30 protein-coding genes and 1 pseudogene are annotated in these 26,181 nt (G+C 38.4%); 14 read left to right on the plus strand and 17 right to left on the minus strand.

Annotated elements, in window-relative coordinates:
* The first annotated feature begins 407 nt into the window (after positions 1-407).
* Both MTCD1_RS15695 and MTCD1_RS21275 read left to right on the plus strand, forming a co-directional pair.
* The gene (locus MTCD1_RS15695; protein ID WP_057179452.1) at positions 408-644 is read left to right on the plus strand and encodes a YheU family protein; all 237 of its coding nucleotides are present in this window, start codon (positions 408-410) and stop codon (positions 642-644) included.
* A gap of 192 nt (positions 645-836) precedes the next feature.
* Entirely contained in the window at positions 837-974 is a 138-nt protein-coding gene (locus MTCD1_RS21275; protein WP_157447782.1) for a hypothetical protein, read from the plus strand.
* A gap of 189 nt (positions 975-1,163) precedes the next feature.
* Here MTCD1_RS21275 and MTCD1_RS15700 read toward each other — a convergent pair whose 3' ends face one another.
* From MTCD1_RS15700 to nudE, 3 genes are all read right to left on the minus strand, one after another.
* Positions 1,164-1,964, minus strand: a complete 801-nt coding sequence (locus MTCD1_RS15700; RefSeq protein ID WP_057179451.1) for a DUF1338 domain-containing protein — start codon at positions 1,962-1,964, stop codon at positions 1,164-1,166.
* A gap of 483 nt (positions 1,965-2,447) precedes the next feature.
* Positions 2,448-3,269, minus strand: a complete 822-nt coding sequence (gene cysQ, locus MTCD1_RS15705; RefSeq protein ID WP_057179450.1) for a 3'(2'),5'-bisphosphate nucleotidase CysQ — start codon at positions 3,267-3,269, stop codon at positions 2,448-2,450.
* 56 nt (positions 3,270-3,325) lie between these two features.
* Positions 3,326-3,877, minus strand: a complete 552-nt coding sequence (nudE, locus tag MTCD1_RS15710) for an ADP compounds hydrolase NudE (protein ID WP_057179449.1) — start codon at positions 3,875-3,877, stop codon at positions 3,326-3,328.
* Between the two features lie 125 nt (positions 3,878-4,002).
* On the opposite strand from nudE, the gene yrfG reads away from it, so the two are divergent.
* Positions 4,003-4,668, plus strand: coding sequence for a GMP/IMP nucleotidase (gene yrfG / locus MTCD1_RS15715; protein WP_057179448.1), 666 nt, complete (start codon positions 4,003-4,005; stop codon positions 4,666-4,668).
* A 123-nt stretch (positions 4,669-4,791) separates the two neighbouring features.
* Here yrfG and MTCD1_RS15720 read toward each other — a convergent pair whose 3' ends face one another.
* Entirely contained in the window at positions 4,792-5,754 is a 963-nt protein-coding gene (locus tag MTCD1_RS15720) for a phospholipase A (protein ID WP_057179447.1), read from the minus strand.
* 386 nt (positions 5,755-6,140) lie between these two features.
* Between MTCD1_RS15720 and MTCD1_RS15725 the strand changes: the two genes are divergently transcribed.
* The gene (locus MTCD1_RS15725; protein WP_057179446.1) at positions 6,141-7,340 is read left to right on the plus strand and encodes a BamA/TamA family outer membrane protein; all 1,200 of its coding nucleotides are present in this window, start codon (positions 6,141-6,143) and stop codon (positions 7,338-7,340) included.
* 323 nt (positions 7,341-7,663) lie between these two features.
* Here the strand turns inward: MTCD1_RS15725 and rplI are convergent, their stop codons facing one another.
* From rplI to MTCD1_RS15755, 6 genes are all read right to left on the minus strand, one after another.
* Complete coding sequence (gene rplI, locus MTCD1_RS15730) at positions 7,664-8,116, minus strand: 50S ribosomal protein L9 (protein ID WP_057179445.1); 453 nt, start codon at positions 8,114-8,116, stop codon at positions 7,664-7,666.
* Positions 8,117-8,133: 17 nt separating this feature from the next.
* Complete coding sequence (rpsR, locus tag MTCD1_RS15735) at positions 8,134-8,361, minus strand: 30S ribosomal protein S18 (protein ID WP_019029522.1); 228 nt, start codon at positions 8,359-8,361, stop codon at positions 8,134-8,136.
* A 55-nt stretch (positions 8,362-8,416) separates the two neighbouring features.
* Positions 8,417-8,758, minus strand: coding sequence for a primosomal replication protein N (gene priB, locus MTCD1_RS15740; protein ID WP_057179444.1), 342 nt, complete (start codon positions 8,756-8,758; stop codon positions 8,417-8,419).
* A 10-nt stretch (positions 8,759-8,768) separates the two neighbouring features.
* On the minus strand, positions 8,769-9,200 hold the full coding sequence (rpsF, locus tag MTCD1_RS15745; protein ID WP_088568971.1) for a 30S ribosomal protein S6: 432 nt from the start codon (positions 9,198-9,200) through the stop codon (positions 8,769-8,771).
* A 192-nt stretch (positions 9,201-9,392) separates the two neighbouring features.
* Positions 9,393-10,748: a hypothetical protein gene (locus MTCD1_RS15750; protein ID WP_057179442.1), complete on the minus strand. Its 1,356-nt coding sequence runs from the start codon at positions 10,746-10,748 to the stop codon at positions 9,393-9,395.
* A gap of 151 nt (positions 10,749-10,899) precedes the next feature.
* Positions 10,900-11,976 (minus strand): acyltransferase family protein, encoded by a 1,077-nt coding sequence (locus tag MTCD1_RS15755; RefSeq protein ID WP_057179441.1) that lies wholly within the window; start codon positions 11,974-11,976, stop codon positions 10,900-10,902.
* Positions 11,977-12,226: 250 nt separating this feature from the next.
* Between MTCD1_RS15755 and MTCD1_RS15760 the strand changes: the two genes are divergently transcribed.
* From MTCD1_RS15760 to MTCD1_RS15775, 5 genes and pseudogenes are all read left to right on the plus strand, one after another.
* On the plus strand, positions 12,227-12,661 hold the full coding sequence (locus MTCD1_RS15760) for a transcriptional repressor (protein ID WP_057179440.1): 435 nt from the start codon (positions 12,227-12,229) through the stop codon (positions 12,659-12,661).
* 66 nt (positions 12,662-12,727) lie between these two features.
* Positions 12,728-12,933: pseudogene (locus MTCD1_RS21840) on the plus strand (hypothetical protein); the annotation flags it as partial.
* A gap of 336 nt (positions 12,934-13,269) precedes the next feature.
* On the plus strand, positions 13,270-13,443 hold the full coding sequence (locus tag MTCD1_RS22595; protein WP_307188511.1) for a DUF6702 family protein: 174 nt from the start codon (positions 13,270-13,272) through the stop codon (positions 13,441-13,443).
* Positions 13,412-13,621 (plus strand): DUF6702 family protein, encoded by a 210-nt coding sequence (locus tag MTCD1_RS22600; RefSeq protein ID WP_307188512.1) that lies wholly within the window; start codon positions 13,412-13,414, stop codon positions 13,619-13,621. The genes MTCD1_RS22595 and MTCD1_RS22600 overlap by 32 nt, the downstream gene beginning before the upstream one ends.
* A 168-nt stretch (positions 13,622-13,789) precedes the next feature.
* Positions 13,790-14,254 carry a chemotaxis protein CheX gene (locus tag MTCD1_RS15775; protein ID WP_057179439.1) on the plus strand — a complete coding sequence of 155 codons (465 nt, stop codon included), beginning with the start codon at positions 13,790-13,792 and terminating at the stop codon, positions 14,252-14,254.
* A gap of 87 nt (positions 14,255-14,341) precedes the next feature.
* Here the strand turns inward: MTCD1_RS15775 and MTCD1_RS15780 are convergent, their stop codons facing one another.
* From MTCD1_RS15780 to mpl, 3 genes are all read right to left on the minus strand, one after another.
* On the minus strand, positions 14,342-14,989 hold the full coding sequence (locus MTCD1_RS15780; protein ID WP_082606393.1) for a flavin prenyltransferase UbiX: 648 nt from the start codon (positions 14,987-14,989) through the stop codon (positions 14,342-14,344).
* Between the two features lie 28 nt (positions 14,990-15,017).
* Positions 15,018-15,518: a peptide deformylase gene (gene def, locus MTCD1_RS15785; protein ID WP_057179438.1), complete on the minus strand. Its 501-nt coding sequence runs from the start codon at positions 15,516-15,518 to the stop codon at positions 15,018-15,020.
* Between the two features lie 96 nt (positions 15,519-15,614).
* Entirely contained in the window at positions 15,615-17,015 is a 1,401-nt protein-coding gene (gene mpl / locus MTCD1_RS15790) for a UDP-N-acetylmuramate:L-alanyl-gamma-D-glutamyl-meso-diaminopimelate ligase (RefSeq protein WP_082606392.1), read from the minus strand.
* A gap of 109 nt (positions 17,016-17,124) precedes the next feature.
* Between mpl and MTCD1_RS15795 the strand changes: the two genes are divergently transcribed.
* Positions 17,125-18,294, plus strand: coding sequence for an FAD-binding oxidoreductase (locus tag MTCD1_RS15795; protein WP_057179436.1), 1,170 nt, complete (start codon positions 17,125-17,127; stop codon positions 18,292-18,294).
* Positions 18,295-18,318: 24 nt separating this feature from the next.
* Here the strand turns inward: MTCD1_RS15795 and MTCD1_RS20800 are convergent, their stop codons facing one another.
* Together MTCD1_RS20800 and MTCD1_RS21280 are read right to left on the minus strand one after the other, a co-directional pair.
* Positions 18,319-18,450: a hypothetical protein gene (locus MTCD1_RS20800; protein ID WP_159459914.1), complete on the minus strand. Its 132-nt coding sequence runs from the start codon at positions 18,448-18,450 to the stop codon at positions 18,319-18,321.
* A gap of 571 nt (positions 18,451-19,021) precedes the next feature.
* Entirely contained in the window at positions 19,022-19,186 is a 165-nt protein-coding gene (locus MTCD1_RS21280) for a hypothetical protein (protein WP_157447781.1), read from the minus strand.
* A 433-nt stretch (positions 19,187-19,619) separates the two neighbouring features.
* Between MTCD1_RS21280 and glnA the strand changes: the two genes are divergently transcribed.
* The 4 genes from glnA (at position 19,620) to glnG (ending at position 24,484) form a co-directional block, all read left to right on the plus strand.
* Positions 19,620-21,026 (plus strand): glutamate--ammonia ligase, encoded by a 1,407-nt coding sequence (gene glnA / locus MTCD1_RS15800; protein WP_057179435.1) that lies wholly within the window; start codon positions 19,620-19,622, stop codon positions 21,024-21,026.
* A 308-nt stretch (positions 21,027-21,334) separates the two neighbouring features.
* Entirely contained in the window at positions 21,335-21,802 is a 468-nt protein-coding gene (locus MTCD1_RS15805; RefSeq protein WP_231732945.1) for a DUF4124 domain-containing protein, read from the plus strand.
* Between the two features lie 169 nt (positions 21,803-21,971).
* Positions 21,972-23,087, plus strand: a complete 1,116-nt coding sequence (gene glnL, locus MTCD1_RS15810; RefSeq protein ID WP_057179433.1) for a nitrogen regulation protein NR(II) — start codon at positions 21,972-21,974, stop codon at positions 23,085-23,087.
* Positions 23,084-24,484 carry a nitrogen regulation protein NR(I) gene (glnG, locus tag MTCD1_RS15815; RefSeq protein WP_057179432.1) on the plus strand — a complete coding sequence of 467 codons (1,401 nt, stop codon included), beginning with the start codon at positions 23,084-23,086 and terminating at the stop codon, positions 24,482-24,484. Before glnL ends, glnG begins: the two co-directional genes overlap by 4 nt.
* Before the next feature lie 63 nt (positions 24,485-24,547).
* Here the strand turns inward: glnG and MTCD1_RS15820 are convergent, their stop codons facing one another.
* Complete coding sequence (locus MTCD1_RS15820) at positions 24,548-24,928, minus strand: MerC domain-containing protein (protein WP_057179431.1); 381 nt, start codon at positions 24,926-24,928, stop codon at positions 24,548-24,550.
* A gap of 171 nt (positions 24,929-25,099) precedes the next feature.
* Positions 25,100-25,987, minus strand: a complete 888-nt coding sequence (locus MTCD1_RS15825) for a TIGR03899 family protein (RefSeq protein ID WP_057179430.1) — start codon at positions 25,985-25,987, stop codon at positions 25,100-25,102.
* Positions 25,988-26,181 lie beyond the last annotated feature (194 nt).

The following is a 26,181-nucleotide window of genomic DNA, read 5'->3' on the forward strand; positions in this document are numbered from 1 at the left end:
TTGCTGCCACCACCACTAAAACGAGCGAACAAGAACAAAATGCCGTGCTGTTACCAAGTGTTAAAGCATCACTAAGAAAAATGAAGAAGAACGTAAAGGCATACTCTTTAATAAATTAATCTAGTGAAACAGTGTCCAATTTTACTTGCCACTGCAACGATACGTTAATTAAAGCATAGTGTTATACGCTCACCTATTGAACATACCAAGTTTGCTGCCACCACCACTAAAACGAGCGAACAAGAACAAAATGCCGTGCTGTTACCAAGTGTTAAAGCATCACTAAGATCACTAATAAAAATGAAGAAGAACGTAAAGGCAACCTCTTTAATAAATTAGTATCGAGCAATAGTGAAAATTCAGCGCTACAATAGCACTTCATTATTAAAAAGCCTGAAGAGCCCTTTATGATTATCCCCTTAGAACAACTATCAAACGAAACCTTAGTTGCTATTATTGAAGACTTCATTTTACGTGAAGGAACTGAATATGGTGCTGAAGATGTTAGCCAGCAAGCAAAGATTGAGCAAGTAAAAAAGCAGCTTGCACAAGGTAATGCGGTGTTAGTTTATTCAGAGCTTCATGAAAGTGTCAATATATTGCCCAGTGAGCAATTCACAGCAGGGATGGAAGAAGAAGGCTAATTTACGTTCAAGTTAACCAGTATTTAACTCGCTCATCTATACTGAGTAAAGCATTAATTAGCTTAGAGGAAGTATCGACTTTATGATGATGATATTTAGAATAGTTAAGCTGGTTGTGCTTTTTCCGCCTTCAGCTCAACGCTGGCTTTGCTGACAATAAAACTAAATTAATTATTGGCTACGGTGAGCATAATGCTGGCACCCTATGCTATTGAAAGAGCAGAGCAACTCGATGACGGCATCATCAAAGATATCATTACCGAAATTGCTGATGAATTAGATATTAGTGTTACCGTGATCAAAACGCATCGAACGCTACTAAGAGAATAACACTATTCATCTGGTGTTAATTACTAATCCTGCTTGGCTTAACAATAGTAAAAATCGGCAATGGCGTGACACTATTTTTATTGAAAGAGATAAATTACAAATAATTAGCAAAAAGCCAGTGACTAAGCACTGGCTTTTAAGTTTTGATTCTTACGGCTGTTGTTAATAACTCCGCAGGTCCAGTTTTAACTAGCCTTTAGCATTGGTGCTATCAAAAATTTTATCTGCCGAGGCGGCAACAAAACCTGTATACAACTCACCATTAGCCATTGGATAACGTTTAGCAAATTCATAGAAACAACTTGGAATTTCCATAGTTTTATCGGTAAACTTCACTGGCGCCTTATCAGCAAGAGTCGATGATTGCTCTAGCATCACTTCTTTATCACCCTTAATTTCACCACCATTAGTATTAAGTGCATAACCAGCGTCTTTAAGGGTAGCGTTTACTGTTTCAATATCTTGGTAGTTAGCTAGGTGGTTTATGCTGACAGTAAAGTGATTGGCACGATAACCCCAAGCGGCTAACCACGCGGCATACTCACTAACATCTAACAAGGTTGCATAGTCTTTTGAGCTAATTTCCCAAAGACGACCTGAATAAAGAAAGTCAGCACGGTCACTAACATCTTCGGGTAATTGATCGATTAAGCCAGTGATAATCTCTTGTACTTCACTAGAGAATTCTTCTACGCGTAGCTCACTAATAAAGACCTTAGGCATAGTACTGTCAGGATGTTCAAAATGTTTTGCTGTTAATTTTTTTGCTGAGAAATCATATTGACCACATTCGGTATAACCGAGTTTCAGTAGGCCTTTCGCTAATTGCTGTAAGTTAATTTTAGGGTGATTAAAAGTACGATAAGCAACATGATCATTGATGACATCCTTACCTTTACCTAATAATTGGTGAATGCTTTTTGCTGACGGTGTCACACTAAGATACTGTTGCCAAATCTCATTAAAAAGTGCGGTTACTTGCGCTGCCATGGTTTGTCCTCTTACTTATGGAGTAGTTTTAATTAAGTAGTATTAATTAAATAAGATTAATTGAATATTCAAGGTTGATAACTCCAGCTATTAACCTTACGGGTAAAGGTATTGATACAGGTAAAATTAATAGCTGAAAAAATAGCAGATAGCAAAATGGTCAGGAAAAATAACACTGTGATATTTTGGCTGACAGCAGTGGCTATCTACCAAAGATTTAGATCTGATCGATACTTTTAAAGAAGCAAGGACGGCGCCCTGCTTGATGGCGAGATGTATGTGTTTTTAATACGTTTGATAACATAGCTAAAACAAAATGGCCTCTATGATGATAGTATCGGAAGTTAGCACTCAGCTGACTTCGACTAAGAACGCTAATTTAGCATAAATCTTAGGCAAAACGAACTACTTCATTTTAACTGTATTTTAGCGCTGCATCACTTAGTATAAATTAGAATTAGCCTTAGTTTGATTAGCTGCTTGTTATTCATATACTTTTCTATGCGCTTTAATAATTTTTTTCCAGGTAAAGTCTCTGGCGCCTAAACTAATAAAATCTGGGTTAAGTAAGCTTTCTCGCTTATTGTAACTAAGCGGATTAAACTCACTATCTAAAATATCACCACCCGCTTGCTCTAGAATACATTGGCTTGCGCCAGTGTCCCACTCACCCGTAACACCAATACGTATATAGCAGTCAGCCCCACCTTCCGCGATAAGGCAATTTTTTAATGAACAACTGCCTAAAGCAATATAATCAAAATCATAGTCATCATTTAAATATTGCTTTATAGGCTCTAGCTGTTGACGACGACTAATCGCAACTTTAATACGGCGATTTTCTTCATAGTCAGCCACTTTAATGGCATGACTTGCTTGGCAATTGTCTTTAAAAGCACCAAGGTTTTTTTGGCCATAATAAGTCAGGCAGTGATCCGGGGCGTGAATAACACCCATTGTTGGCCAGCCATTTTCCACCAGCGCAATATTGACAGCAAAGTCGCCACTACCAATAATAAATTCACCGGTACCATCTATCGGGTCGAGTAACCAATATCGTGACCAATTTTTCCGTTCGCTAAATGGCACGGCTCCTACTTCTTCTGAAATAATAGGAATATCAGGGGTCAGTGTCTTAAGCTGGTCCATTAAAATATCATTGGCAGCAATATCAGCACTGGTAACTGGGCTTTCGTCAGCTTTTGTTTCTTCGGTATAGTTGCCTTGACGATAATATTTCATTACTTCTACGCCGGCTTTTTTTGCACTCTCTAAAGCAATATTTAATAATTTATCTTGGCTCATCGTTATACCCCGTTCATCGTTGCTTTAGTACCTGATAACTATCAATTCATTGAAAGTTAATTTTCAAGAAAATCTCGTACTAACATTAATGCTGCAATACTGCGTGCTTCGGTAAAATCAGGTTGTTGTAACAGTTCTTTATAGTCTTTAATCGGCCAAGATACCACTTCTAATGGTTCTGGCTCATCACCTTCAAGCTCGGCACTATAAAGTTGCTTAGCTAAAAAAATGGTCATTTTTGCGTTAAAAAATGCCGGTGCCATCATTAATTCACTAACCTGATATAATTGCTCACTGCCGTAACCAATTTCTTCTTGTAGTTCTCTATTGGCAGCCTGCTGAGGCAGCTCACCTTGATCAATAAGGCCTTTCGGGAAGCCTAATAAATAACTGTGGGTGCCGGCACAGTATTCACGAACCAGTAATAAGGTCTCATCATCAAGCATAGGTACGATCATGACAGCGCCACGACCAGAGCCAATCATACGCTCATATTGCCTTTTTTCACCATTACTAAAAGTGAGATCTATTTGCTCAATAGCGAATAAGTTACTTTTAGCCACTTGTTGGCGATGAGTAATGGTAGGTAATTGATTTTTATCAGCCATAAAGCTAGCTACTTTAGTTATTTTTGTTCATTAGATATCACTATAATGACACGATAAACAATACTTTTGGAATAGCAAAATGCTAATATTTATTGCACTGATATTTATTTTGAGGAATGGCCAATATGGCAAACATTAATTGGTCACAAATTTCTACCGTGTTAATTGATATGGATGGCACCATTTTAGATTTACACTTTGATAATCATTTTTGGCTAGAACACCTACCTTTACGTTACAGTGAAAAAATGTCGATATCGATAGAGGCAGCAAAAGCTAAGCTAAAAGCTGATTACTTAGCGGTTGTCGGTACTATTGAATGGTATTGCCTAGATTACTGGTCTGAACAAACCCAAATGCCGATTAAAGAACTCAAACGCGAAATTCAACACTTAATTCATTTACGCAGTGATGCCAGAGATTTTTTATTAGCACTGAGAGCCAGTGGCAGAGACGTTGTTTTGGTGACCAATGCTCACCCTGAAGCATTATCCTTAAAAATTGAACGTACCCAGTTAGACCAATATTTTGATGCCCTATACTCTACCCATGAATTTGGCGTCAGCAAAGAGTCACAATTACTGTGGCAACGTCTGCAAGACAAACATGGCTTTGATTGTGATAAAACGCTATTTATTGATGATAGTGTAGAAATACTTAAATCTGCTCAGCAATATGGCATTAAACATTTGTTAGCCGTTGCTAATCCCGACAGTAAAAAAGCAGCAAGTATCATTAAAGACTTCCCCTCAGTTACCGACTTTAACGTCTTAGCTGAGCAACTTAGATAAGCAACCTTAGCGCAAAGAAAAGGCTGTTACTCAAATCAGTAACAGCCTTTATTTAATAGTCTATACCCATGAACCTTCAACAGGCGAGTTTCAGCTCAATCCTACCTATTGAGCTAGCCCAGTTTATAATATTTCGGTTAAGGCGATACCAATACCAAACGTTTTCTGTGCATGATTATAGTCAATTAAGCTTTCACCATAGCCATTAGTAAATTGTAAATAGCCTTTCAACTTACCTGAAAGTGGGAAGGTCATTCCTGCCTCAAAACCACCCTTTTGTGCTTTAAAATTTCGGCGGCCAACAAAAGAAAACTCCAAGCTGTCCCATTTATACAGGACAGTTAGATCAAAGTGCCCCATATAATCAGTAATATCGATATTATCATTACCTGATTCTGTAGGTGTTGTCTCTTTATTGCCTTCAGGGATTTTCCACCATGGACGCAAAGACAGCGCATAATTATCTTTAGCAAAGGTAAAGATATAGTACAAACGGTTCCAACTACGCGATAACATTTGTGTACGACCATTAGATTGATGCTCAAAACCCACCACCATATTAGTTTGGCCGCCAAGCGGTTGCCAAGTTAACGGTGCGGTATAAAACAGCTCAGGTTGATAATTGGTTTCTCTAAATGGGCGTGATAATTCTTGGTTATAAAGTTGCCACCAAGATTGCAAGGTAAAGCCAAACTCTAGGCTATCACCTTCGGTAAAAATGGCGGTTCGCGTTAAAGGGATCTTTAAGCTAAATTGAAATTTAGCTTCAATACTTTGAATGTCTTCACCCCACTGCCCTATACCATCGTAAGCTTGCCTATTCATATTATTTGAAACACTTAGCGGTAAAAGATAAGTCATTTTATGGGGGGTCATAATATAGGGATCAAATTCAGCCTTCTTTTGAGTCGATAGGCGATCAAAATAAGCGGACTTTCCCTTTGTTTCTGACGGTTTACTGACTTTATTTGCTGCAACCGCGATGTCTTTTTCATTCGTGTTGCCTGCTTTATCATTGGCATCACTTAGCAAGCTAAATGACCACAGACATAAAGGCAGTAATTTCATTAGTACTAGGTTTTTCATAAGAGACTTTAGTGGGTAAAGGTATAAAGGCGTAATTAACGACAATTTTAAACCATTAGCTAACTTATAACATTACCTTTATAGGCTAGCTAGCAAGCAAAAATTTATCGCACCCAGCTTTTTTGCCAATACCTCGCCTTACCAAGAGGAGCTAGTCAGTATTTATCCGTTTGCACAAACGCAGAGTAATAGGGTAGAGCTGTTCCCACTGCAACATCAGCGCACGGTAAATAGTGCCGCACATCAATGGTTAACAGATAAAATATACAACTGACGTTATAATCATCCTTGCTAATCATGTGCTTCTAATGGAAAATTGTTACAATTCGAATACACATTTCAACATCTTGGCTACGTTTTCAGCAAGTATTTTCAAAGAGTAAAGCATGACCCTATTTAAAAAAATCGCCGCATCTATTTTGATGTCCCTTTTATCGACCAATGTGCTGGCATCCTCCGGAATATTTACCGATCAGTTAGATGGCCAGTTCGATGCTTCACGTTACCTGTCAGAAAATGCTTATGGTTTTTTACCTGTACCGATTATTATTACCGATCCAGCTGTAGAAGGTGGCTTAGGGATGATGGGCTTGTTTTTTCATGAATCTGAAGAAGAGCAAGCAGCGCGGTTAAAAACCATGCAAGATGAAAGCAATGATAAAGCGGCTAAGAGTTTACTACCACCCAGCGTCTCCGTAGCGTTTGCTGCCTATACCGGTAACGATTCGTATTTGATTGGTGGTGGTCACCTTGGCTTTTTTAACCAGGGGAGAATTCGCTATATGGGCGCCGGTGGCTACGGTGATATGAACATTGATTTTTACGGTTTTGGTGACATTATCCTTAATAAACCCTTGGAAATAAAAACTCAAGCCAGCGTTATTATGCAAACAGTAAAATTTAAACTTGCGGATAGCAACTTTTATTTAGGCCCTACTCATCGTTATATTGATGCTCAAATTTCACCAAGTAATATCAACGACTTAGTTGGTAACTTTCCGCCCGAGTACCAAGAAGCATTAACTAACGTACTAACAAGAAACATCACCACCTCAGGTGCAGGTTTTACCCTAGAGTATGACTCAAGAGATAATTTCTTTTCGCCAACCGATGGCTTGAAGTATGAACTTAATTACCTCTGGTTTGATAAAGCTCTAGGCTCAGATGTCGATTATCATTTAACTGAGCTTACCGCCTTGCATTACTTCAAGCTATCTAAGCAGTGGCGTACGGCGTTTAGGGTAGAAGCAAATTACGCCAATAGCGATGGTTTCCTACCACCCTATGCCACGCCAAGCATTAGTATGCGCGGTATCCCTATGGCTCGCTATCAAGGGCAATCTGTGGCTATGTCTGAACTAGAGTTAATCTATAAAATAAATTTCCGTTGGGAAGTTAATGCCTTTGCCGGCATAGGTAAAGCAACCAATAAATTTTCAGATTTTTCAGCAAGCCCTAGTAGAGTCAGTAAAGGCGCAGGCTTTAGATACCTTGTTGCCCGTCGTTATGGCTTTAATATGGGCATAGATATCGCTCAAGGGCCTGAGGATACGGTGTTCTATATCCAAGCTGGGTCTGCTTGGTAAAATTACTGGTTAAAACTCAGAATAGCTTCGTTATTTTCACTTAGTATAACAAGAATAATAGCGAACTATTACTCAGCTCTTACTCCTGATTCAAGCGCCTTGCTCTTGTTGATTTTCCCTGGGCAATTCGCTCTCTATAGGTAGAGCAGTTCATATTTGCCAAAGTAAACACTATCTTCGCTACTAGCATTTATTTACCGCACTAGTGAGTTAAAAATAGCCATAAAAAAACACCGCAACCTCAAGGAGGGTGCGGTGTTTTTATTTTTGCAGTTGAAACTAAGCTAATGCCTGTTTCGCGCGACTAAAGTCGCTCCTACAAATTATGCTTCAGCGATAACTACAACTTTGATGCTAGTATCAACATCAGTGTGTAAGTGAATAACGATTTCGAATTCACCTGTTTCGCGGATAGCACCTAATGGTAAACGTACTTCAGCTTTAGTAACTTCAACGCCAGCTTCAGTGATCGCATCAGCGATATCACGAGTACCAATAGAACCGAATAATTTACCTTCGTCACCAGATTTTGATGCGATAGTAACTTCAGCTAACTCAACAATTTTAGCTGCACGAGCTGTCGCTGCGGCTAAAACGTCAGCTAACTTAGCTTCGATGTCAGCACGACGAGCTTCAAAGTGCTCAACGTTAGCTGCTGATGCAAATACTGCTTTACCTTGTGGTAATAAGTAGTTACGTGCATAACCTGATTTAACAGATACCTTGTCACCAAGGCCGCCTAATTTGGCGATTTTGTCTAGAAGAATTACTTCCATAATAAACCCCTTTAAGCTTACTTGTGTAAGTCAGTGTATGGTAACAAAGACAAGTAACGAGCGCGTTTAATCGCACGAGTTAATTGACGCTGATATTTAGCAGCAGTACCAGTGATACGGCTAGGAACAATTTTACCACTTTCAGTGATATAATTTTTTAAGGTTGCAACATCTTTATAATCGATAGAGGTTGCGCCTTCCGCTGTGAAGCGGCAAAACTTACGACGTCTAAAAAAACGAGACATAATATTCTCCTGACTTAATTCTCTTAATCTACTCTTTAAAAAGAGTATAAGAAAATCAGTCTAAATTAATCATTTGTATTTGCTGAGCATGTAACACTAAAAGTGGGTTACCATTTCTAGATTCGTGACGGTTAATAAAACCACTCACTTTTACATTTTGTCCAGCAACTAATTCACGTATTAAGTGTGATAATTCACCTGTAGCAACAACTTGTATTCTGACAAATGCTTGTCGATTCAAACCAGCTTCATTTTGTATAGACTTATGGTCTATAGAAAACTGACTATGAACAATACCGGCTGGGCTGGTTGACTGTTTCGGGGCTTTCACCACCGTACCACTCAACACCAGGCAATTCTCTTGTATGGAACCTTGCAAAGAATCTTGCGAGAGCATCACAGATTACTTATTCGCTAGCAGCTTCTTCTGTTTTCTCTGGTGCAGAGTTTTCAGTTTTAGCTTCAACAGGCGCAGTAGTAACTTCTTTCTTAACATCACGACGGTCATCACGACGGTCATCTTTAGCAGCAGCCATTGGCGATGCTACAGTTACCGCGTCTTTAGTACGCATGATCATGTTACGAATAACAATCTCGTTATAACGGAAAGCTGTTTCTAGTTCATCAATAACTGACTGTGGCACTTCAATGTTCATAAGAACATAGTGTGCTTTGTGTAATTTATTGATTGGGTATGCTAATTGACGACGGCCCCAGTCTTCTAGACGATGGATTTTGCCTTCAGCAGCATTGATCAAGTCTGTGTAGCGCTGGATCATACCAGGCACTTGTTCACTCTGATCAGGGTGAACCATAAATATGATTTCGTAATGACGCATTACGAGCTCCTTACGGTTGTAGCCTCATAGTCTGGCTCAGCCAACACCAGTTGAGGCAAGGAACAAAAGTTCAGGCTGAATTAAGGAGGCGTATAGTAGGGAAAACAAGCAATAAATGCAAGCAATAACTAACTTAGGCTCATTTGCATGCAGTAGCAGACTATAAATAGCTGTACCTAGGGTAATATTTCTTTATTCAATGAGCTCAATATTGACAATTTCTGAGCGATTTAAAGTGATTTTAAAACGCTGTAGTGATTCTTCACCTTGGGATAAATGCCGTAAAATTAGATTTATTTGATAACGCCGCTCTACCCCTTGGCTAGAAATCTTTTGCCCATCTAGGGTATATAAACGTCCAGCGCCTTTTTTTAAGAAACGCACAAAAGGCGTTAAATTAAAAAAAGTCTGTAGTTGGATCTCGCCATAACCCGGTAAAAACTCTTTCGCCATCACTTTATTGTCACAGCGAAAATGTAATAGCTGTGCTGCTTGTTTGTTTTGCTGTCTACGCTGCTGAAATAAGGCGTTAACCGATTTAGGTAAATCTTTACTACTTATGTATTCTAGCCAGAGAATTTGACTCAATATTCGCTTTTTAGTGACACTGTGGGTAAACATATTTTGCCACTTGGGCCGGCCTTTTTGGATTTTTCGCCAAATCAAACTGGTTAAATCTTCTTTAAATGTTTCTCGTAAACCATAAATTAGCCCGAGAAAAGCCACTAAAGCCACCGTAACTTCAGTAAAATTAGAACGAGCATTTAACACCAGTACCATGACAAAAGCCATGATAACTGCCGTGATGACACCACGCACTAAACGCTTTAAGTTAACATTTAAATAACGGGTTTGCCGTTGAAAGACTACGCCATATTCTATCAATCGTTGTAATAACCGCATCTTATTGGTTATACGGTTAGCGTCATCAAGGGTGACTTGGGAGTTGTACTTATTGTCAACACGATAGCTACTTTCAGCTTTACATAAGCTTAACAACGACTCTCGCTCAAGGGTGAATTCTGAGCTTTTCGGTCCCAAAGTCAGCAGCTTTAAAAATGATTGTTCTATATGCCAACTTAAATAATTGTCAGCATTTTCAAAAAAGGATATGAGTTTATTATCTGAGGGGGTATAACGCCTTAACTTTTTGGTCAATAACTGGGTTTGCTCCGCCAATTCAATGGCCGCCGGATAAAATTCTTCTGCGGTTTTCAACTTGAGTGTTTGTTTGATATCTGCATCCAGTGCTTTGCTAACCTGGTAACAATATAAATTAAGGTTTAGTCGATAATCGCTTTGTTCACCTTTATTTTGACTAATAAAACGACTTCTCACTAAAGGCAGGTGTAATTTATCCGCGTAGTAAGCACTCTGGTTTTTAATATTTGAGTAAAAGAATTCTTCTTCATTGAGCGTACTCGGATTTATGCCCATTTCAACTGGCAGTGAGAAGTAGAGGTCAATACGCTGATATTCTTGCGGCAATAATTGATGACTAACTTTGAAAGACAAGTTTTCATCTTGGCTAAGCTTAGCTTTATTCACTCGTTAAATAACTCCTTATTTTCACTTTACTCAGGCCATGATTGATGGTGTGATATCATTAGCTAAGCATAGCAAAAATAAGGTTTTTTGATAGCCTTTTAACGCTTAACTCCAATGATAATTGATGAAATTAAGCGCGGGAACTTTATTACTAAATCTTGATAAATATTTTGCGTTGATAGAGTTTTAATGACACATACCAGAAAAATACCACATGTGAAAAAGCAAAAATAAATGATGCTAATTTCGGCGTGAATAGTGCACTAAGCTGCTGATATAACCAGGCATACAGTGAGACGTCAGCTATATTAATATTTAAGTAAACTGTCACTACTAAAAATGACAATACATAAACAAACAAGGGATTAGTACCATAAACCAATAGCGGCTGGGCAAGTTTCACCTGCTTCATGATATCAATTAACCAGATAAAGGCGGCCAGTAATAGACAAGCGAAGCCAGTGGAATAAATAACATAAGAAGGTGTCCATAAAGACTTATTAATGGGGAGAATTAAGCTCCATAACACCGCGAAACCTATCGCTAAGCCGCCAATCAGGATTAATTTAATAACACTGCTTTTTTTATCTTTAATACTGGTTAAATAACGTGTTAATTCAAAACCAAGCAACATATTCACTATCGCAGGAATAGTACTTAATAAGCCTTCTGGCTCAAAAGCAACACCGCGCATGGTATACATATGATTAGCACCTAGTACGGCTAAATCAAACTGACGAATAATATTACCTTCAAGGGTTAAAGCGCCCTCACCGACACTCAAGAGTAATGCCCAGTAAGCCAATAACATCACCGCTGACACGATAAATATGCCGCTGCGCTTTAGTATAAGTACTAAACAAGCGGCCACAGCGTAGGCTAACCCTATGCGTTGTAAAACACCCATAATTCGCCAATCTTCAATATTAGCGGTAAAGGGAATAACGTTTAACATAAAGCCAATGAAAAACATAATAAAGCCACGTTTAATAATTCGTTTAAATTGCTCAGTACTGGCAGCGAAGTTACTCTTTTTAAAGGAGAAAAACATGGCTGAACCAATGATAAACAAGAAAAACGGGAAGACTAAGTCAGTTGGTGTAGCGCCATGCCACTCGGCATGTAATAAGGGCGCATAAACATGCGACCAGGTTCCCGGCGTATTGACTAAAATCATTAAAGCTATGGTAATGCCTCTAAAAGCATCGAGCGCGAGATAACGGGTCATGGTAATTTCCTAGCAAATAAATCATCAAATACCGCCAAAAAGACAGCGCTGTCTTTTTGGCGAATAAACCTCATTGTAATGGAAGGCTATTTAAATGGCGAATAATTTATAACGACATAATAAACCTCCCGCTAACAAGCCATGCTAGCAATCTGTTCGGCCTAAAATAAAAATATTTACGCCCTGATAAAGAGCTATGCTACACTGGAAAAACAATCAGCTCTTATACAATATATATCTAAATATCACCATGACGGCAGAATCTTTATTACAACAAGCACAACTCGTTTGCCAAAAAAAAGGCGCTCGTTTTACTAAAGTTAGAGAACAAGTATTTTTATTGCTAGCCAATCATCATGGGGCTGTTGGCGCCTACGATTTATTAGCAGAACTAAAGGAAATAGATGCTGCTGCCAAGCCCGCCACCATTTATCGTGCTTTAGATTTTTTATCTAAGCAGGGCTTTGTCCATAAAATAGAGTCGATTAATGCCTTTATAATGTGTCATCACTTCGGGGAATGTAATCACCCAGTGCAACTATTAATTTGCGACCAATGTGGCCATGTCGAAGAAATACAATCTAATAATTTTGATTTAGCTTTGCGTACTATGGCTGATGCAAACGGTTTTACCGTCAGTCATCAAATTGTTGAAGCTCACGGTAGTTGTAAAAACTGTACTTAAGTCTAATCCCACCTACTCTTTACACTGATCTTAATTAATCTACTTCTTATCGCGAATATCGTTTTATCAGTAAACGGCCCAGTCGGTGATATGGAATATCCGATGATAACCGTCAATGGCCCTTCCTACTTTAGATAAAAACCTATTCTCGTCGCACTAGATACCGCTTAATTAGCATTATTATTCATGAGGTAGGTCACAACTACGTTCCAATGATTGTCAATTCAGATGAACGTCAGTGGACCTGGGTGGATGAGGACTTAAATACTTTTTACAATTTCTTGCCGAACCAGCTTGGGAAGAAGAAGGCCTATAATGCTTAAGGCACTGAGCAAGCTTTTAATTGCTCTAATACCAATTCCACTAAGTTCTTGCCCACTTGTGGGGTTAAAATAGCCCAAGACTATGTTGCTCTCAATCCCACATACGCCAGCTATTGGTCAATCGAGCGCCTTGTCCTGCAATATTATCCCTAAGCACAACAAGATCACAAAGTTAATGAAAATGGTATAAGCTTAATACTCTGGACTTGTGGCAACTGCCACTAGTCATACCTATTTTTTGGACTAAGTGATTTAACCGCCACCCCCAAGACTAAACACCTGGAAATAGTCCATCAATTTACCAGTCATGACATTGAAAATACCATTGCTGAGCTTAAACAGATTCATTTTTCAGCAGCACATAAATATTACGACTTATATATTCAACAGTATTTTGAGCAGAAATTTTCGCTAGAAAAAAAACAAAATAAAAATACCTTTAAATTGGCTGGGATTTGAAATAAGTGCCGGAAAAATTATCGCCTACCAAGAAAGTAAACAGCAAAGTTTTTTACCTCAAATAGTGGTAAAAAATGCAATACTCATCGATACTTATCCTAAGCAAGTTAGAACAGTTAATTTTCAAGGTAAAGATCTTAAAGGTGTCGCATTTTTTGGCAGCTTAACTTTCGATTAGAGAAGTAAAGAAGCGATAATCGTTGCGCAAAGGGATCACTAGTTAGACCGCCTAGCAATTAACTGCATAAATTATAAAACTATTACGCTATTTGATTTACATTTGTAAAATAAGCATGCAAAATCAAAGTAAGTACTTTATTTAAAACAGTTAAGATTCGGAAACTTCATGAATGTAGAGTTTATTAATCCATTTTTATCTTCAATGCTTAATGTCATGTCAACCATGGCTCAAATGGAATTAACCCCAGAAAAACCACGACTTAAAAAAAATGAAGTCGCCATGGGTGATGTCTCAGGTTTAATTGGTATGGTTAGCAAGCAAGCAAAAGGCTCTTTATCCATTACTTTTGAAGCAAGTTTAGCTTTAGCCACAATGAAAAATATGGTCGGCGAAGCACCTGATGAAGTCAATGAAGAGATTACAGATTTAATTGGTGAAATTACCAATATGGTTACCGGTGGCGCTAAGCGTTTACTAAGTGAAAAAGGCATTGAGTTCGATATGGCCACACCTATCGTTGTTTCTGGCCCAAACCACACCATTCATCACAAAGCCAAGGGGCCTGTTATTATTATTCCGCTAAAAAGTGACGTAGGAAGAGCTTATATTGAATTTAGTTTTGATGAGTAAATCTAACGCTTACATTATAATTGCGTAATATACATTGTTCGAAAAAAGCGACATGCTATTAAAGTCTGTCGCTTTTTTTATCTCAGTTTAGCTATAACCCCAACGCGGCATAATATCTTGAGCTATGCCGAGATGATCTAATACTCGAGCCACCATAAAATCAATGAGATCTTCAATTGATTTGGCTTGGTGATAGAAGCCTGGCGAGGCCGGCATAATAGTGACCCCTTGTTGAGATAGGCTAAGCATATTTTGTAAATGCAAGGTCGAGAACGGCGTTTCTCTTATCATTAGAATTAACTGACCACGTTCTTTGATCACCACATCTGCCGCTCGCTCAATCAAGTTATCACTCATACCATAACAAATAGCCGCCATGGTTCCGGTCGAGCAAGGGCAAACAACCATTTGTTTTGGCGCAGCAGAGCCTGAAGCAACAGGAGAGAACCATTGCTCTTTACCAAAAACCGTTATTTGTTCTGCTTTTGCTTGATATTTTTCAGTTAGAAATCGACTAGCCGCGTCTGGGGAGCTAGGAATTTTAACACCCACTTCCGTATCTAAGACAATTCGCCCGGCACTTGAGCACAGTATATATAATTGATAATTAGCCGCGATTAAACATTCAATTAAACGTAAGGCATAACCGGCACCTGATGCACCGGTAATCGCTAATGTTATTATGCCATTAAAGTCACTTTGCCCCATAACGGCCTTACTTGATTTATTTGTCATTAACTGTCCACTTACTCTTTCAATAAAGTTAGCTGTTCTTAATCATTTTTTTAACTTTTTTTAGCGCCACTTGTTTTTTAAGTGGCGATAAATAGTCAATAAATAACTTACCTTTTAAATGATCAATTTCATGTTGCATAGCAATGGCAAGAAAATCATCACTGGTAATGGTTATTTTTTTACCGTCACGATCTAACGCTGTAACGGTAACCTTGGTGAATCGCTCAACCTCCGCGTAATAACCAGGCACAGATAAACAGCCTTCTTCACCTTTAGCTTTTTCTTCGCCACTGACAATCTCTGGGTTGACTAAAACTAAAGGCTCATCACGATTTTCCGAAATATCGATAACCACCACGGCCTCACCACTACCAACTTGTGTTGCCGCAAGACCTATACCATCATCAGTATCGTACATGGTCTCAAATAAATCATCGATTAAACCCTGAATTTTAGTGACATCGGCAACAGGTGTTGCTGGTTTTAATAGCTTATCATTAGGGGCGGTAAGTATGGTTAATACTGTCATTGTGCTTGCTTCTCTTTTTACGAATTTAGTTAAACTACTATTATACCAAACAGGTTGGTATGGTACGGAATGGCATTACTTAAACGGCTTGATTATTTATACGGTTATCGTCGCCAAACGATTTAATAACTTGTCATGTATTCCGGCAAAACTACCGTTACTCATAACAACAATAATATCGCCTGCTTGGGCTTGTTGCGCTATATTTTCCACTAATGTTTCGATATTATCTGCGACTTGGCAAGGTGGCTGACACTGTTTGATCATGTCAGCCAATGACCATTTTACTGGCTCGCCTTGATAGATAAACACCTGATCAGCATCGATAAGTGACTGAGGCAGTGCCTCTTTATGTACCCCTGATTTCATGGTGTTTGATCTAAGCTCTAATACGGCTAAGATACGCCCAGCTTGAGTTTGTTGTGTTATTTTAGCACGTACAGCTGCTAATGTTTTTGCTATGGCCGTAGGATGATGAGCAAAATCATCATAAACACTAATGCCATTGACTGTACCGCGTAGCTCAAAACGACGTTTAGTATTAATAAACTCTGCTAGCGCTTCAATAGCGACTGAGCTTGGTACACCCGCATGACGGGCCGCTGCTATTGCCATGACACCGTTATCAATATTAAAATCGCCAATGAGATCCCACTTAACTACGCCCTGTGTAGTACCGTCAAATTTAACGATAAATTCACTGCCTTGCGCATTTAACTTTTCAACTTGCCAACCCTTTTCAAGGTGAGTATCGTGCTGAGCAAACTCTGTGGCTGTCCAACACCCCATGGCTAATGTTTCACTAATGGCTGGGTCATTGGCGGGTGACAAAATCAAACCATTACTGGGTATCGTACGGATAAGGTGATGAAATTGTTTCTGAATATCACTGAGATCATTAAAAATATCACCATGATCAAACTCTAAATTATTGATCACTAACGTACGCGGACGGTAATGCAAAAATTTAGAGCGCTTATCAAAAAAAGCACTATCGTATTCATCGGCTTCAATGACAAAAAAAGGCGCATCACCTAGGCGAGCTGAGCAAGGAAAATTTTGTGGCACTCCGCCAATTAAAAAGCCAGGTGATAAATGTGCATATTCTAAAATCCACGCCAGCATACTTGTGGTAGTGGTTTTACCATGAGTACCAGCAACGGCAATTACCCAGCGGTCTTGTAGTACATTATCTAGCAACCATTGTGGACCAGAAATATAAGGGATATTACGATCTAACATATATTCCACCATGGCGTTACCGCGGGACATGGCATTGCCAACAATAACCATATCAATATCATCGCTGAAATTTTCTACCTGGTAACCAGAGTTTAACTCAATACCAAGTTGCTCTAGCTGAGTGCTCATTGGTGGATACACATTTGCATCAGAGCCACTGACTTTAAAACCGAGTTGCTTAGCTATAGCAGCAATACCTCCCATGAAAGTACCACAAATGCCTAATATATGAAGATGTTGATTTTTTTTGCTCATAGATATAATAATCAAGGATAAAGAAGCGCTATAATTGGCGATATCATACCTTAATTACTAAGCTTTAGCTGTAAACAGACTCCTTAAACTTAGTTGAGTAAATTAAAAAATGGCCCTATCAACCGCGACAAAGCAAACATTCCAATTAATTTGTCAAAAAATTCAAATAGAAACCCATGATGTAAAAACTTTTATTTTCTCCTACCCAAGATCAGCAAATAAGTTATCTTTTCGCTACTACGCGGGCCAGCACCTCAACTTTACTTTTAAAATGGCCGGAAAAATACAACCTTGCTGTTATACCCTGTCTTCTTCACCGACAACAGTCGATTACCTTAGCATCACGATAAAGCGCATCCCACAAGGAAAGATATCTAACTATTTCCATGACCACTTTAAGGTAGGTCAGACTATTTCTACCCAAGAGGTAGCTGGCAACTTTTATCTTGGCGAGTCTGTTCCGCCCAAGGTATTACTGTTAAGTGCTGGCAGTGGCATTACCCCAATGCTTGCCATGCTACGTTATATGGTCGCTAAACAATGTAAAAATCAAGTGGTCTTTATTCATAGTGCGCAAAAAGAAACCGACTTGATTGCTCACACTGAAATTGTTAGCTTGGCTAGGCAGCATGGTAATTGCAAAATAATTTACACCCTTACTCAAGTTGCTAGTCCACAATGGTATGGCTTTCAAGGACGATTAAATGAGCACATGCTGCACAATATTGAGCAACTTAGTCATTATCAAACCTTCGTTTGTGGACCGAAATTATTCAGAAAATCTGCTCAACAGCTATTAGCAAAATTAGGTTTACAGCCTAGCAATTACCATTACGAAAGTTATGGTGAATATGAATATTCGAAGCCAAGTGTTAGTTCAACTAATACAAATGTCCTTGCTATTAATGCAGTGGTCAATTCTGCTAATACAAGTGTCAATTTTGCTAAGAAAAAAAATATAATGCCAAATACGATAACTGAAAATAAAATAACAAAACCAGTGGAAAAAACCGCTAAAATATCGATTTCCTTTAACCGTTGGCATAAAAAATGCGAAGGTAATAAAGAAGATTCACTACTTGAGCAAGGGGAAGCCGCCGGTTTAATATTGCCTTATTCATGTCGGGCTGGTTGTTGTGGCAGTTGTAAAGCGAAATTAATAAGCGGTCAAGTCAAGCAACATTCAACCAATGGCTTATCTGCGGTAGAAAAGCAACAAGGCTATATTTTACTTTGCAGTTGTAACGCGTTAACCGATGTTGTGCTGAGCCATGAGTAAGTCAGACGTTTAGCGCTTTAAAGACTAAAAAACATAGCCAAGAATGACTACTAAACGGTAATCATTTTTCTCAGGTATACCCCCTTCGCTATTAGGCTTTGGCTTGTCAGTACGATCGGCATAGAAAGTTAAATCAAGCTCAAAATCATTGGTCAAATCGATTGTAAACCCGTTTTTAAATGGTGGCTATTACCACCAAAGGCTGCATCAAGCATTTGTATATTATATGAAACATTGAAATATATCCTCGGGCTGAAGAACCAGTAATAAGATGAAGTGAAACGTTCGCTATCGGCGGTAACTTTTTTTATTCGTATTTTGGTCTTACTAACGACTATAATCTGCGATGTAATTCGCCTTAAAGCGACTGCTCGAACTTCGCCTTTGCATGCCAGCAGAAAAAGTATAATCGACTTGAACAGTGTTACCTTGCCGTAAATTAATACCTACGTTTATATAGCCATCCCATAAATCTCTTTCCTTTTTGTCCAAAGAGGCTATAGATAAAAGGCTATTTAAATATAGTGAGTAGTAACAGCATGTTTAACTAAAGATAATTCACCATCTTTTAGTACAAAATAACCTTCCGCTATAGTGCCATCAAACATACCAATACTTTGCCATTGCCTTACTACCTAACTCAACTACATCGTACCAATCTGCATATTAAGTCCTCACTATCGAACTCTAATTTTTCACCGTACATTGAAACTATATCGCCTTTGAGTCACTCGTCTGAGGTGAGTTTGAGCCAATCAAAGTCTTGCTGATAAACTAGGATTGGTTTTTGCCAAATACTTAACTCTTCATTGGCATGGCCACTAATCGACGTAGTTAATAAAAAGATGACAAAATAAATTTTAGCTAACACAGAGACTATCAATTTATTCATAAACGCTCTCATTCATCAAAGGCATTAACGTTATAAAAAGCCATAAAAGTCAGCTGTATAAATACCAAAAATATATATTTACCTGACTATAAATATCAATAAAGGCGTTCTTGGCCTTATATTTTAAACATAACAGGTAAATAAGTATAAATTCTTAGAGGCAACTAGCTAAATATATTCTATAGTAGATTCTTACATGACTTATCAGCGCACCAAAAAAGAGCAACACGAGCACCGTTTCGGTGCGTAATGTAAGGTTAAAACAATAAAAAAGCTTATAAATCAATGCACTTAATCTTGGCACGATTTTAGCTTATTCAATGAACAATAATAGATGAATAATGATAGTAACCAACCTTGATAACTTCATCCATGTTAAAACTTACTTGGCTATTTAAAAAATTTATAAAATTAACCTCACTGGAGAGACAAAATGTCACAAGCAGTATTCGACTTAATTAAAGAGCACGATGTCAAATTTATTGACCTTCGTTTTACTGATTCAAAAGGTAAAGAACAACACATTTCAATTCCTCATCACCAAGTAAATGAAGACTTTTTTGAAGACGGTAAAATGTTCGATGGTTCTTCAATTGAAGGCTGGAAAGGCATTGATGAGTCCGACATGGTTATGATGCCTGATGCATCAACAGCAGTATTAGACCCATTTACTGAAGCGGTAACATTAAATATTCGTTGTGACATTTTAGAGCCTAGCACTTTGCAAGGCTACAGCCGTGATCCACGTTCGGTAGCCCATCGTGCTGAAGAATATTTACGCAGTACTGGCATTGCTGATACGGTATTAATTGGTCCTGAGCCAGAATTCTTCGTTTTTGATGATGTACGTTTCCACACTGACATGAGTGGTTCTTTCTACAAGATTGATGATAAAGAAGCGGCTTGGAACTCTGGTACCAAATACGAAGAAGGTAACATGGGTCACCGTCCTGGTGTTAAAGGCGGTTATTTCCCCACAGCTCCAGTAGATTCTTCTCAAGATTTACGTTCAGCCATGTGTTTAGTGATGGAAGATATGGGCTTAGTGGTTGAAGCGCATCATCATGAAGTAGCTACTTGTGGTCAAAATGAAATTGCTTGTCGCTTTAATACCTTGGTTAAAAAAGCAGATGAAGTACAAATCTATAAATATGTAGTACATAACGTTGCTCACGCTTACGGTAAAACAGCTACTTTCATGCCTAAGCCATTAGTGGGTGATAACGGTAGTGGTATGCATGTGCATCAATCACTTGCCAAAGATGGCGTTAACTTATTCTCTGGTGATAAGTACGGCGGCTTGTCTGAAATGGCGATTTTCTATATTGGCGGTATCATCAAGCATGCTAAAGCATTAAATGCTTTCACTAACGCTTCAACTAACTCATACAAGCGTCTTGTCCCTGGTTTTGAAGCACCTGTTATGCTGGCATACTCAGCAAGAAACCGTTCTGCTTCAATCCGTATTCCTATGGTACCTACACCAAAAGCAATGCGTATCGAAGTTCGCTTCCCTGATCCAACGATGAACCCTTACTTAGGCTTCACAGCAATGTTAATGGCTGGCCTTGACGGTATTAAAAATAAAATCCATCCTGGCGAAGCCATGGATAAAGATTTATACGACTTACCTCCAGAAGAAGCGGCAGAAATTCCACAAGTTTGTTCATCATTTGAAGAAGCCCTTGATGCCTTAGAAGCGGACAACGACTTCTTAACCGTAGGTGACGTTATGGATATCGATATGATTAATGCTTACATTGGCCTTAAGCGTAAAGAAATTGAACTATTGAATGCGACTACTCACCCGGTTGAATTTGATATGTACTACAGCGTTTAATTTCGCCTAACACTATCTTGGTAGCGCTTGCGCTCATTATAAAAAGCTCACTTAGGTGAGTTTTTTTATGGGTTAAATAGCAACATCGGAGCATAAAAGTAACAAGCTTGCCATAATGCACCTTAAAATGTACTTATTGACAGATAAAACAATAAAAACATTTTTTTGTATAAATTATAGCTATATACTTATATTAGCGTACATTATGGAACGATGCGGATGTTGAGCACCCAAGCACAGGAACAATTTAACGAACTATGATCAAGTTATTGCTATTTTCACTATTGGGAATTACATTAGCAGCTCCTGTGCACCCAAGTACCGCCAAAATTTATGTCTGGCGTAATGAACAAGGTGTATTAGTTTTTTCGGACTCTCCCCGAGCAGGCGCTGTAGAAGTAATAACTAAGCCGGGTAATATCATTCAATCAAGCACTTCGATTGAGACTAAAGTACTCGATATCTCGCCGCAAGTGACCATCGAAGAATACGAAATAGTTATCAATACACCTAAAAACAATGCCACAATACGTGATAATACTGGCTCTATATATATTGGCGGGGGTATCAAGCCAAGATTTAAATCTGGGCTAGAAGTACAATTACTCCTTGACGGCAAGCCTCATCAAAGTCCACAAAATCACTCTATGTTTTCTCTAAGAAATATTGATAGGGGTGAACATAAAATAAAAATGTTATTACTTGATGAAGAAGGCAAGGTTATTGCATCATCAGCATCAGTAACGTTTTATATGCATAGAGCTTCAACTAACTAAGTTAACCATTTAACTATCAGCCCACGCTATCAAAGAGCTAGCAAGAGATCTAACAAAATTAACTCTTGTTAGTTCAAAAAAATGATACTGCATATAAAACATTTCTTTAGTAAAATTGCATTTAACGCACCAAAATAGTGCAAGATGATGTATCTCCCTGAGGTTTTTTATGCACAGTCGAAGTTATATACAAGAGCAGAAGTTATCCTATCAGCAATCTCTCGCTAATCAATTGGTGACTGCCGTCATTATTCTCAATGCAGAACTTGCCATCGTATATGCAAACCCTGCTGCCGAGGCACTACTAAACAAGAGCCTTTATCGTTTATATAATACCGCAGCTGAAAGCATTTTTGCCAAGACCAGCATTAATAGCACGCGTTTAAAACAACTCATTGCCACCGGTCAAGAGTTTACTGACAGCGATATAGTAATTGAACTCAATGAAAGCCATCGCTTTACCGCAGAAGTTACCGCTTCTTCGGTCGAGTTTGCACAAACCCCTCATGTATTACTTGAATTTAAACAAATAGACCAACAAAAACAGATAAGCCTAGAGGTTTTTCAGCATCAACAATGGCTTGCCGCCCGTGACCTAATAAAAGGCCTAGCCCACGAAATTAAAAATCCACTTGCGGGTTTACGTGGTGCAGCACAATTATTAAGTAAAGAAGTGAGTGAGGAGCAACAAGAATACACCAGCATGATAATCGAGCAAGCTGATAGACTGACAAATTTAGTTGATCGTTTACTTGGTCCAAATCAATTACCGCAAATAAAAGCACATAATATTCACGGTATACTCGAAAAAGTATGTCAGCTGGTAAGTTATTCAAATGGACAAAAATTTCATTTATTGCGTGACTATGATCCCTCACTTCCCCAGGTTGAATGTGATCAAGAAAAACTGCAACAAGCAGTACTTAATATTGTTAATAATGCTATTCAAGCGATTGATGAAATACATGACATTACCATAAAAACACGTATCGCCAGCAATAAGACCATTCATGGCAAACGTGTTAAGTTAGCGGTGCAAATTAGTATTATTGATAATGGCCCTGGCATTCCGAGTAAAATTCAAGATACTTTATTCTACCCTATGGTGTCTGGACGTTCGAATGGCACAGGATTAGGTTTGTCCATTGCGCAAACCCTGATCAATCAGCACCAAGGTAAGCTATCGTGCCATAGCCGCCCTGGTCATACTGAATTTACCATTCTACTACCATTGAAACAACAGCCTTTAAATCAAACACCTTTATCACAAGAGAATGAATTATGATCACAGAACAAGTGTGGATAGTTGACGACGATAGTTCCATTAGGTGGGTGTTAGAAAAAGCCTTTGCCAAAGTTAATATGAGTTGTGCCGCCTTTGAAAGCGCTGAAAATTTATTAATTGCCTTAGACCATGGCCAACCAGAGGTGATTATTTCTGATATTCGTATGCCGAATATGGATGGCATGGAGTTATTAAAAAAAATAAACAAACAGCATAATCATATTCCTGTGATCATTATGACGGCACATTCTGATTTAGACAGTGCCGTTAATGCCTATCAAGGTGGTGCCTTTGAATATTTACCTAAGCCATTTGATATAGATGAAGCTATCAACCTTACTAAACGTGCGTGTACTCATGCTAGAGAGCAAAATGCAAAAAAGCAGCAGCAAAAAAATGTCCCGTTAGCGGCGGGGTTAATTGGTGAAGCGCCCGCTATGCAAGAAGTATTTCGTGCCATTGGCCGTTTATCTCGCTCAAGTATTAGTGTATTAATTAATGGTGAGTCCGGCACAGGTAAAGAATTAGTTGCTCAAGCACTACACTCCCACAGTCCTCGAGTAAATGCCCCTTTCATTCCATTGAATATGGCCGCTATTCCAAAAGATCTCATTGAATCTGAATTATTCGGTCATGAGAAAGGCGCTTTCACCGGTGCAAATGCTGTTCGACAAGGTCGATTTGAACAAGCCCATGGCGGAACACTATTTTTAGATGAAATTGGCGATATGCCGCTAGAAATTCAAACTCGCCTTTTACGGGTACTCTCTGATGGACAAGTCTATCGGGTAGGAGGGCATTCACCTGTTCAGGTTGATGTTCGAATAATTGCTGCCACTCATCAAAACCTTGAAGAACGAGTAAAGAAAGGTGAATTTAGGGAAGACCTATTTCATCGTCTCAATGTTATTCGAATTCACTTACCTAGCCTTAGAGAACGTAAAGAAGATATTCCCCAACTAAGCCAACATTTTTTAACGCAAGCGGCTAATGAGTTGAGTGTAGAGGTTAAAACATTAAGTAAAAAAGCCAGTGCCTTTCTCAATAACTGTCATTGGCCGGGCAATGTTAGGCAATTAGAAAATATGTGTCGGTTTTTAACGGTAATGGCAAGCGGTCAAGAAATACTGATTGAAGATTTGCCGAGTGAATTAACCAAAATTTCTACCCCTTTAAAACATGAAGTAAATGCGTGGCAGGATGCGCTCAGCGACTGGATGGACCAAGAATTAGCCCAGGGGAAAAATGCAATTCTCGATTATGCTCAAATTGAATTTGAAAAAATAATGCTTGAACGAGCATTAATATTCACCCAAGGCCATAAACAAGATGCAGCAAAAAAACTGGGCTGGGGAAGAAATACTTTAACGAGAAAATTGAAAGAATTTAATGGCTAATTACTAAAATTACTAATATTATGAATAATATTAGTAATTTAGGCTAGCATGCAATTACTGTGTTTAACTATTACAAGCCTCATCTTCACATCGTTTACAACTGTTGCACAGTTTGATATTGATAAAATGAGCAGCAATGATGAGGCTAGCGCCACCAATGATAAAGTACGGCTCCAACTCTTGAGAGAAGTCATGTTTTATCCAATACAAGGCAACGCCTAAATAAAGCAAATAGAAAGGATAAAGGCGTTTGTGGTAACGTTTAAAGCCAGAAAATAAGGCTATGCTGCCTAGTGCAGCCGTCATCAGCAGGAAAACATGCTCCCAAGCGTGGTCAGCTAAAAAGCTTAACCCCATTAAAGGCAACATAGGCAATAAAATAGGTAATAATATGCAATGTAATGCACATAAAGAAGTTGCTGTAATGCCTATTCTGTCTAACATGATTATTCCGCGAATCTCGATTAATTTATCTTCATTGGCCAGCTCCGGCCCTCAAAATGAGATACTATCACAATTGATATAATATAACATTAGTAAATTAACCCTAAGGGTGCAAATCTAAAACGCCCCTGATATTTTCAAGGAGATACAGTGCCGAAGAATAGTCTTTTTTTAAGCGCTATTAATGACAAAGTATTGCGTTAATTTACTTTTTAAATGCTCAAAGAAATCATCATTACTTTTATCACTAATCAAGTGAGCAAGTTCAGCCCCTAGTGGTGTGAACTTATAAAATTGCAGGCAAATATTGCTTTTTTTTGCGGTTAACTTTAACGGTAAACCGTTATAAGTAAATTGCAGAACATCTCCTTTATTTATTAAGCTCGATTCACTTTCTTGTAAGTATATAAGGTGATTCTCTGATAAAGCTAATAAATCAGCGTAATTCAAACCATAATGACTTAAGTTACAATATAGCTGTCGCTGCTTAGAAAAAATATTAAATAAACCCGGCTGTTGATAAGCACCCGTGATTAACCGAATGCCCTTTTTATTGGGATCTTTTATCGCTAATGCGCAAGCTTTAGCTAATAATTTCGCGTCAAAAATACTCATATCACGAAATACCTGTAAGGCCTTAAATGAGAATGTGCCTGGTTTTGTCAGTTCTCCTGCTAAAATTTTAGCCCATAGATCTTGCATGCTAGGGTTACTTACCTCTTCGGACAAAGCAATATAGCGACTAAACCAGTCCAGATCAGTTCTTTGTCCTATTTCAAAATCTGCACAATAGGCTAATGTCTTTTGCATAATATTTTCAATGTTTTTCTGCTTGCGCAATTGGCATAATCTAGCTCGCTTAGCTGTCCTATCTTCGATAAGCATTTGTTTATCTTCAGGAAATAAAGAACCATCTATGGCGAATTTTTTTGCTAACTTAAAAAATTGCTGAGAAACAGCGGTTTCATCTGGTGTGTGACTCGATTTATTCGTGGTCACTATTAAAGTATCATCCGCATCTTTTTCAGGTACCAAAACTGTTGATTTTTCTTTATTCACTTTGCTAACTCCTTCTCGCAATATATTAAGTTAAAGTAGGTATAATTCACCTGATGGTCAATACTTAGTGACTTGAATCACTGCACTACATGATAAAGTGCGGTTAACCGGGCTGCAATCAATTCAATTTATTATAACTCAACGAAATAAATAATTTTTTTTGTAAACAGGCTTTTAATCTCCCCTTCAATAGT

The sequence above is a fragment of the Colwellia marinimaniae genome (assembly GCF_002207865.1).
In the GTDB taxonomy this organism is placed as follows: domain Bacteria; phylum Pseudomonadota; class Gammaproteobacteria; order Enterobacterales; family Alteromonadaceae; genus Colwellia; species Colwellia marinimaniae.

Bases quoted from the DNA above. Each gene is read 5' to 3' on its own strand.
- MTCD1_RS15695 (WP_057179452.1), top strand. From the start codon at position 408: ATGATTATCCCCTTAGAACAACTATCAAACGAAACCTTAGTTGCTATT.
- MTCD1_RS21275 (WP_157447782.1), top strand. From the start codon at position 837: ATGCTGGCACCCTATGCTATTGAAAGAGCAGAGCAACTCGATGACGGC.
- MTCD1_RS15700 (WP_057179451.1), bottom strand. From the start codon at position 1,964: ATGGCAGCGCAAGTAACCGCACTTTTTAATGAGATTTGGCAACAGTAT.
- cysQ (WP_057179450.1), bottom strand. From the start codon at position 3,269: ATGAGCCAAGATAAATTATTAAATATTGCTTTAGAGAGTGCAAAAAAA.
- nudE (WP_057179449.1), bottom strand. From the start codon at position 3,877: ATGGCTGATAAAAATCAATTACCTACCATTACTCATCGCCAACAAGTG.
- yrfG (WP_057179448.1), top strand. From the start codon at position 4,003: ATGGCAAACATTAATTGGTCACAAATTTCTACCGTGTTAATTGATATG.
- MTCD1_RS15720 (WP_057179447.1), bottom strand. From the start codon at position 5,754: ATGAAAAACCTAGTACTAATGAAATTACTGCCTTTATGTCTGTGGTCA.
- MTCD1_RS15725 (WP_057179446.1), top strand. From the start codon at position 6,141: ATGACCCTATTTAAAAAAATCGCCGCATCTATTTTGATGTCCCTTTTA.
- rplI (WP_057179445.1), bottom strand. From the start codon at position 8,116: ATGGAAGTAATTCTTCTAGACAAAATCGCCAAATTAGGCGGCCTTGGT.
- rpsR (WP_019029522.1), bottom strand. From the start codon at position 8,361: ATGTCTCGTTTTTTTAGACGTCGTAAGTTTTGCCGCTTCACAGCGGAA.
- priB (WP_057179444.1), bottom strand. From the start codon at position 8,758: ATGCTCTCGCAAGATTCTTTGCAAGGTTCCATACAAGAGAATTGCCTG.
- rpsF (WP_088568971.1), bottom strand. From the start codon at position 9,200: ATGCGTCATTACGAAATCATATTTATGGTTCACCCTGATCAGAGTGAA.
- MTCD1_RS15755 (WP_057179441.1), bottom strand. From the start codon at position 11,976: ATGACCCGTTATCTCGCGCTCGATGCTTTTAGAGGCATTACCATAGCT.
- MTCD1_RS15760 (WP_057179440.1), top strand. From the start codon at position 12,227: ATGACGGCAGAATCTTTATTACAACAAGCACAACTCGTTTGCCAAAAA.
- MTCD1_RS15775 (WP_057179439.1), top strand. From the start codon at position 13,790: ATGAATGTAGAGTTTATTAATCCATTTTTATCTTCAATGCTTAATGTC.
- MTCD1_RS15780 (WP_082606393.1), bottom strand. From the start codon at position 14,989: ATGACAAATAAATCAAGTAAGGCCGTTATGGGGCAAAGTGACTTTAAT.
- def (WP_057179438.1), bottom strand. From the start codon at position 15,518: ATGACAGTATTAACCATACTTACCGCCCCTAATGATAAGCTATTAAAA.
- mpl (WP_082606392.1), bottom strand. From the start codon at position 17,015: ATGAGCAAAAAAAATCAACATCTTCATATATTAGGCATTTGTGGTACT.
- MTCD1_RS15795 (WP_057179436.1), top strand. From the start codon at position 17,125: ATGGCCCTATCAACCGCGACAAAGCAAACATTCCAATTAATTTGTCAA.
- MTCD1_RS21280 (WP_157447781.1), bottom strand. From the start codon at position 19,186: ATGAATAAATTGATAGTCTCTGTGTTAGCTAAAATTTATTTTGTCATC.
- glnA (WP_057179435.1), top strand. From the start codon at position 19,620: ATGTCACAAGCAGTATTCGACTTAATTAAAGAGCACGATGTCAAATTT.
- glnL (WP_057179433.1), top strand. From the start codon at position 21,972: ATGCACAGTCGAAGTTATATACAAGAGCAGAAGTTATCCTATCAGCAA.
- glnG (WP_057179432.1), top strand. From the start codon at position 23,084: ATGATCACAGAACAAGTGTGGATAGTTGACGACGATAGTTCCATTAGG.
- MTCD1_RS15820 (WP_057179431.1), bottom strand. From the start codon at position 24,928: ATGTTAGACAGAATAGGCATTACAGCAACTTCTTTATGTGCATTACAT.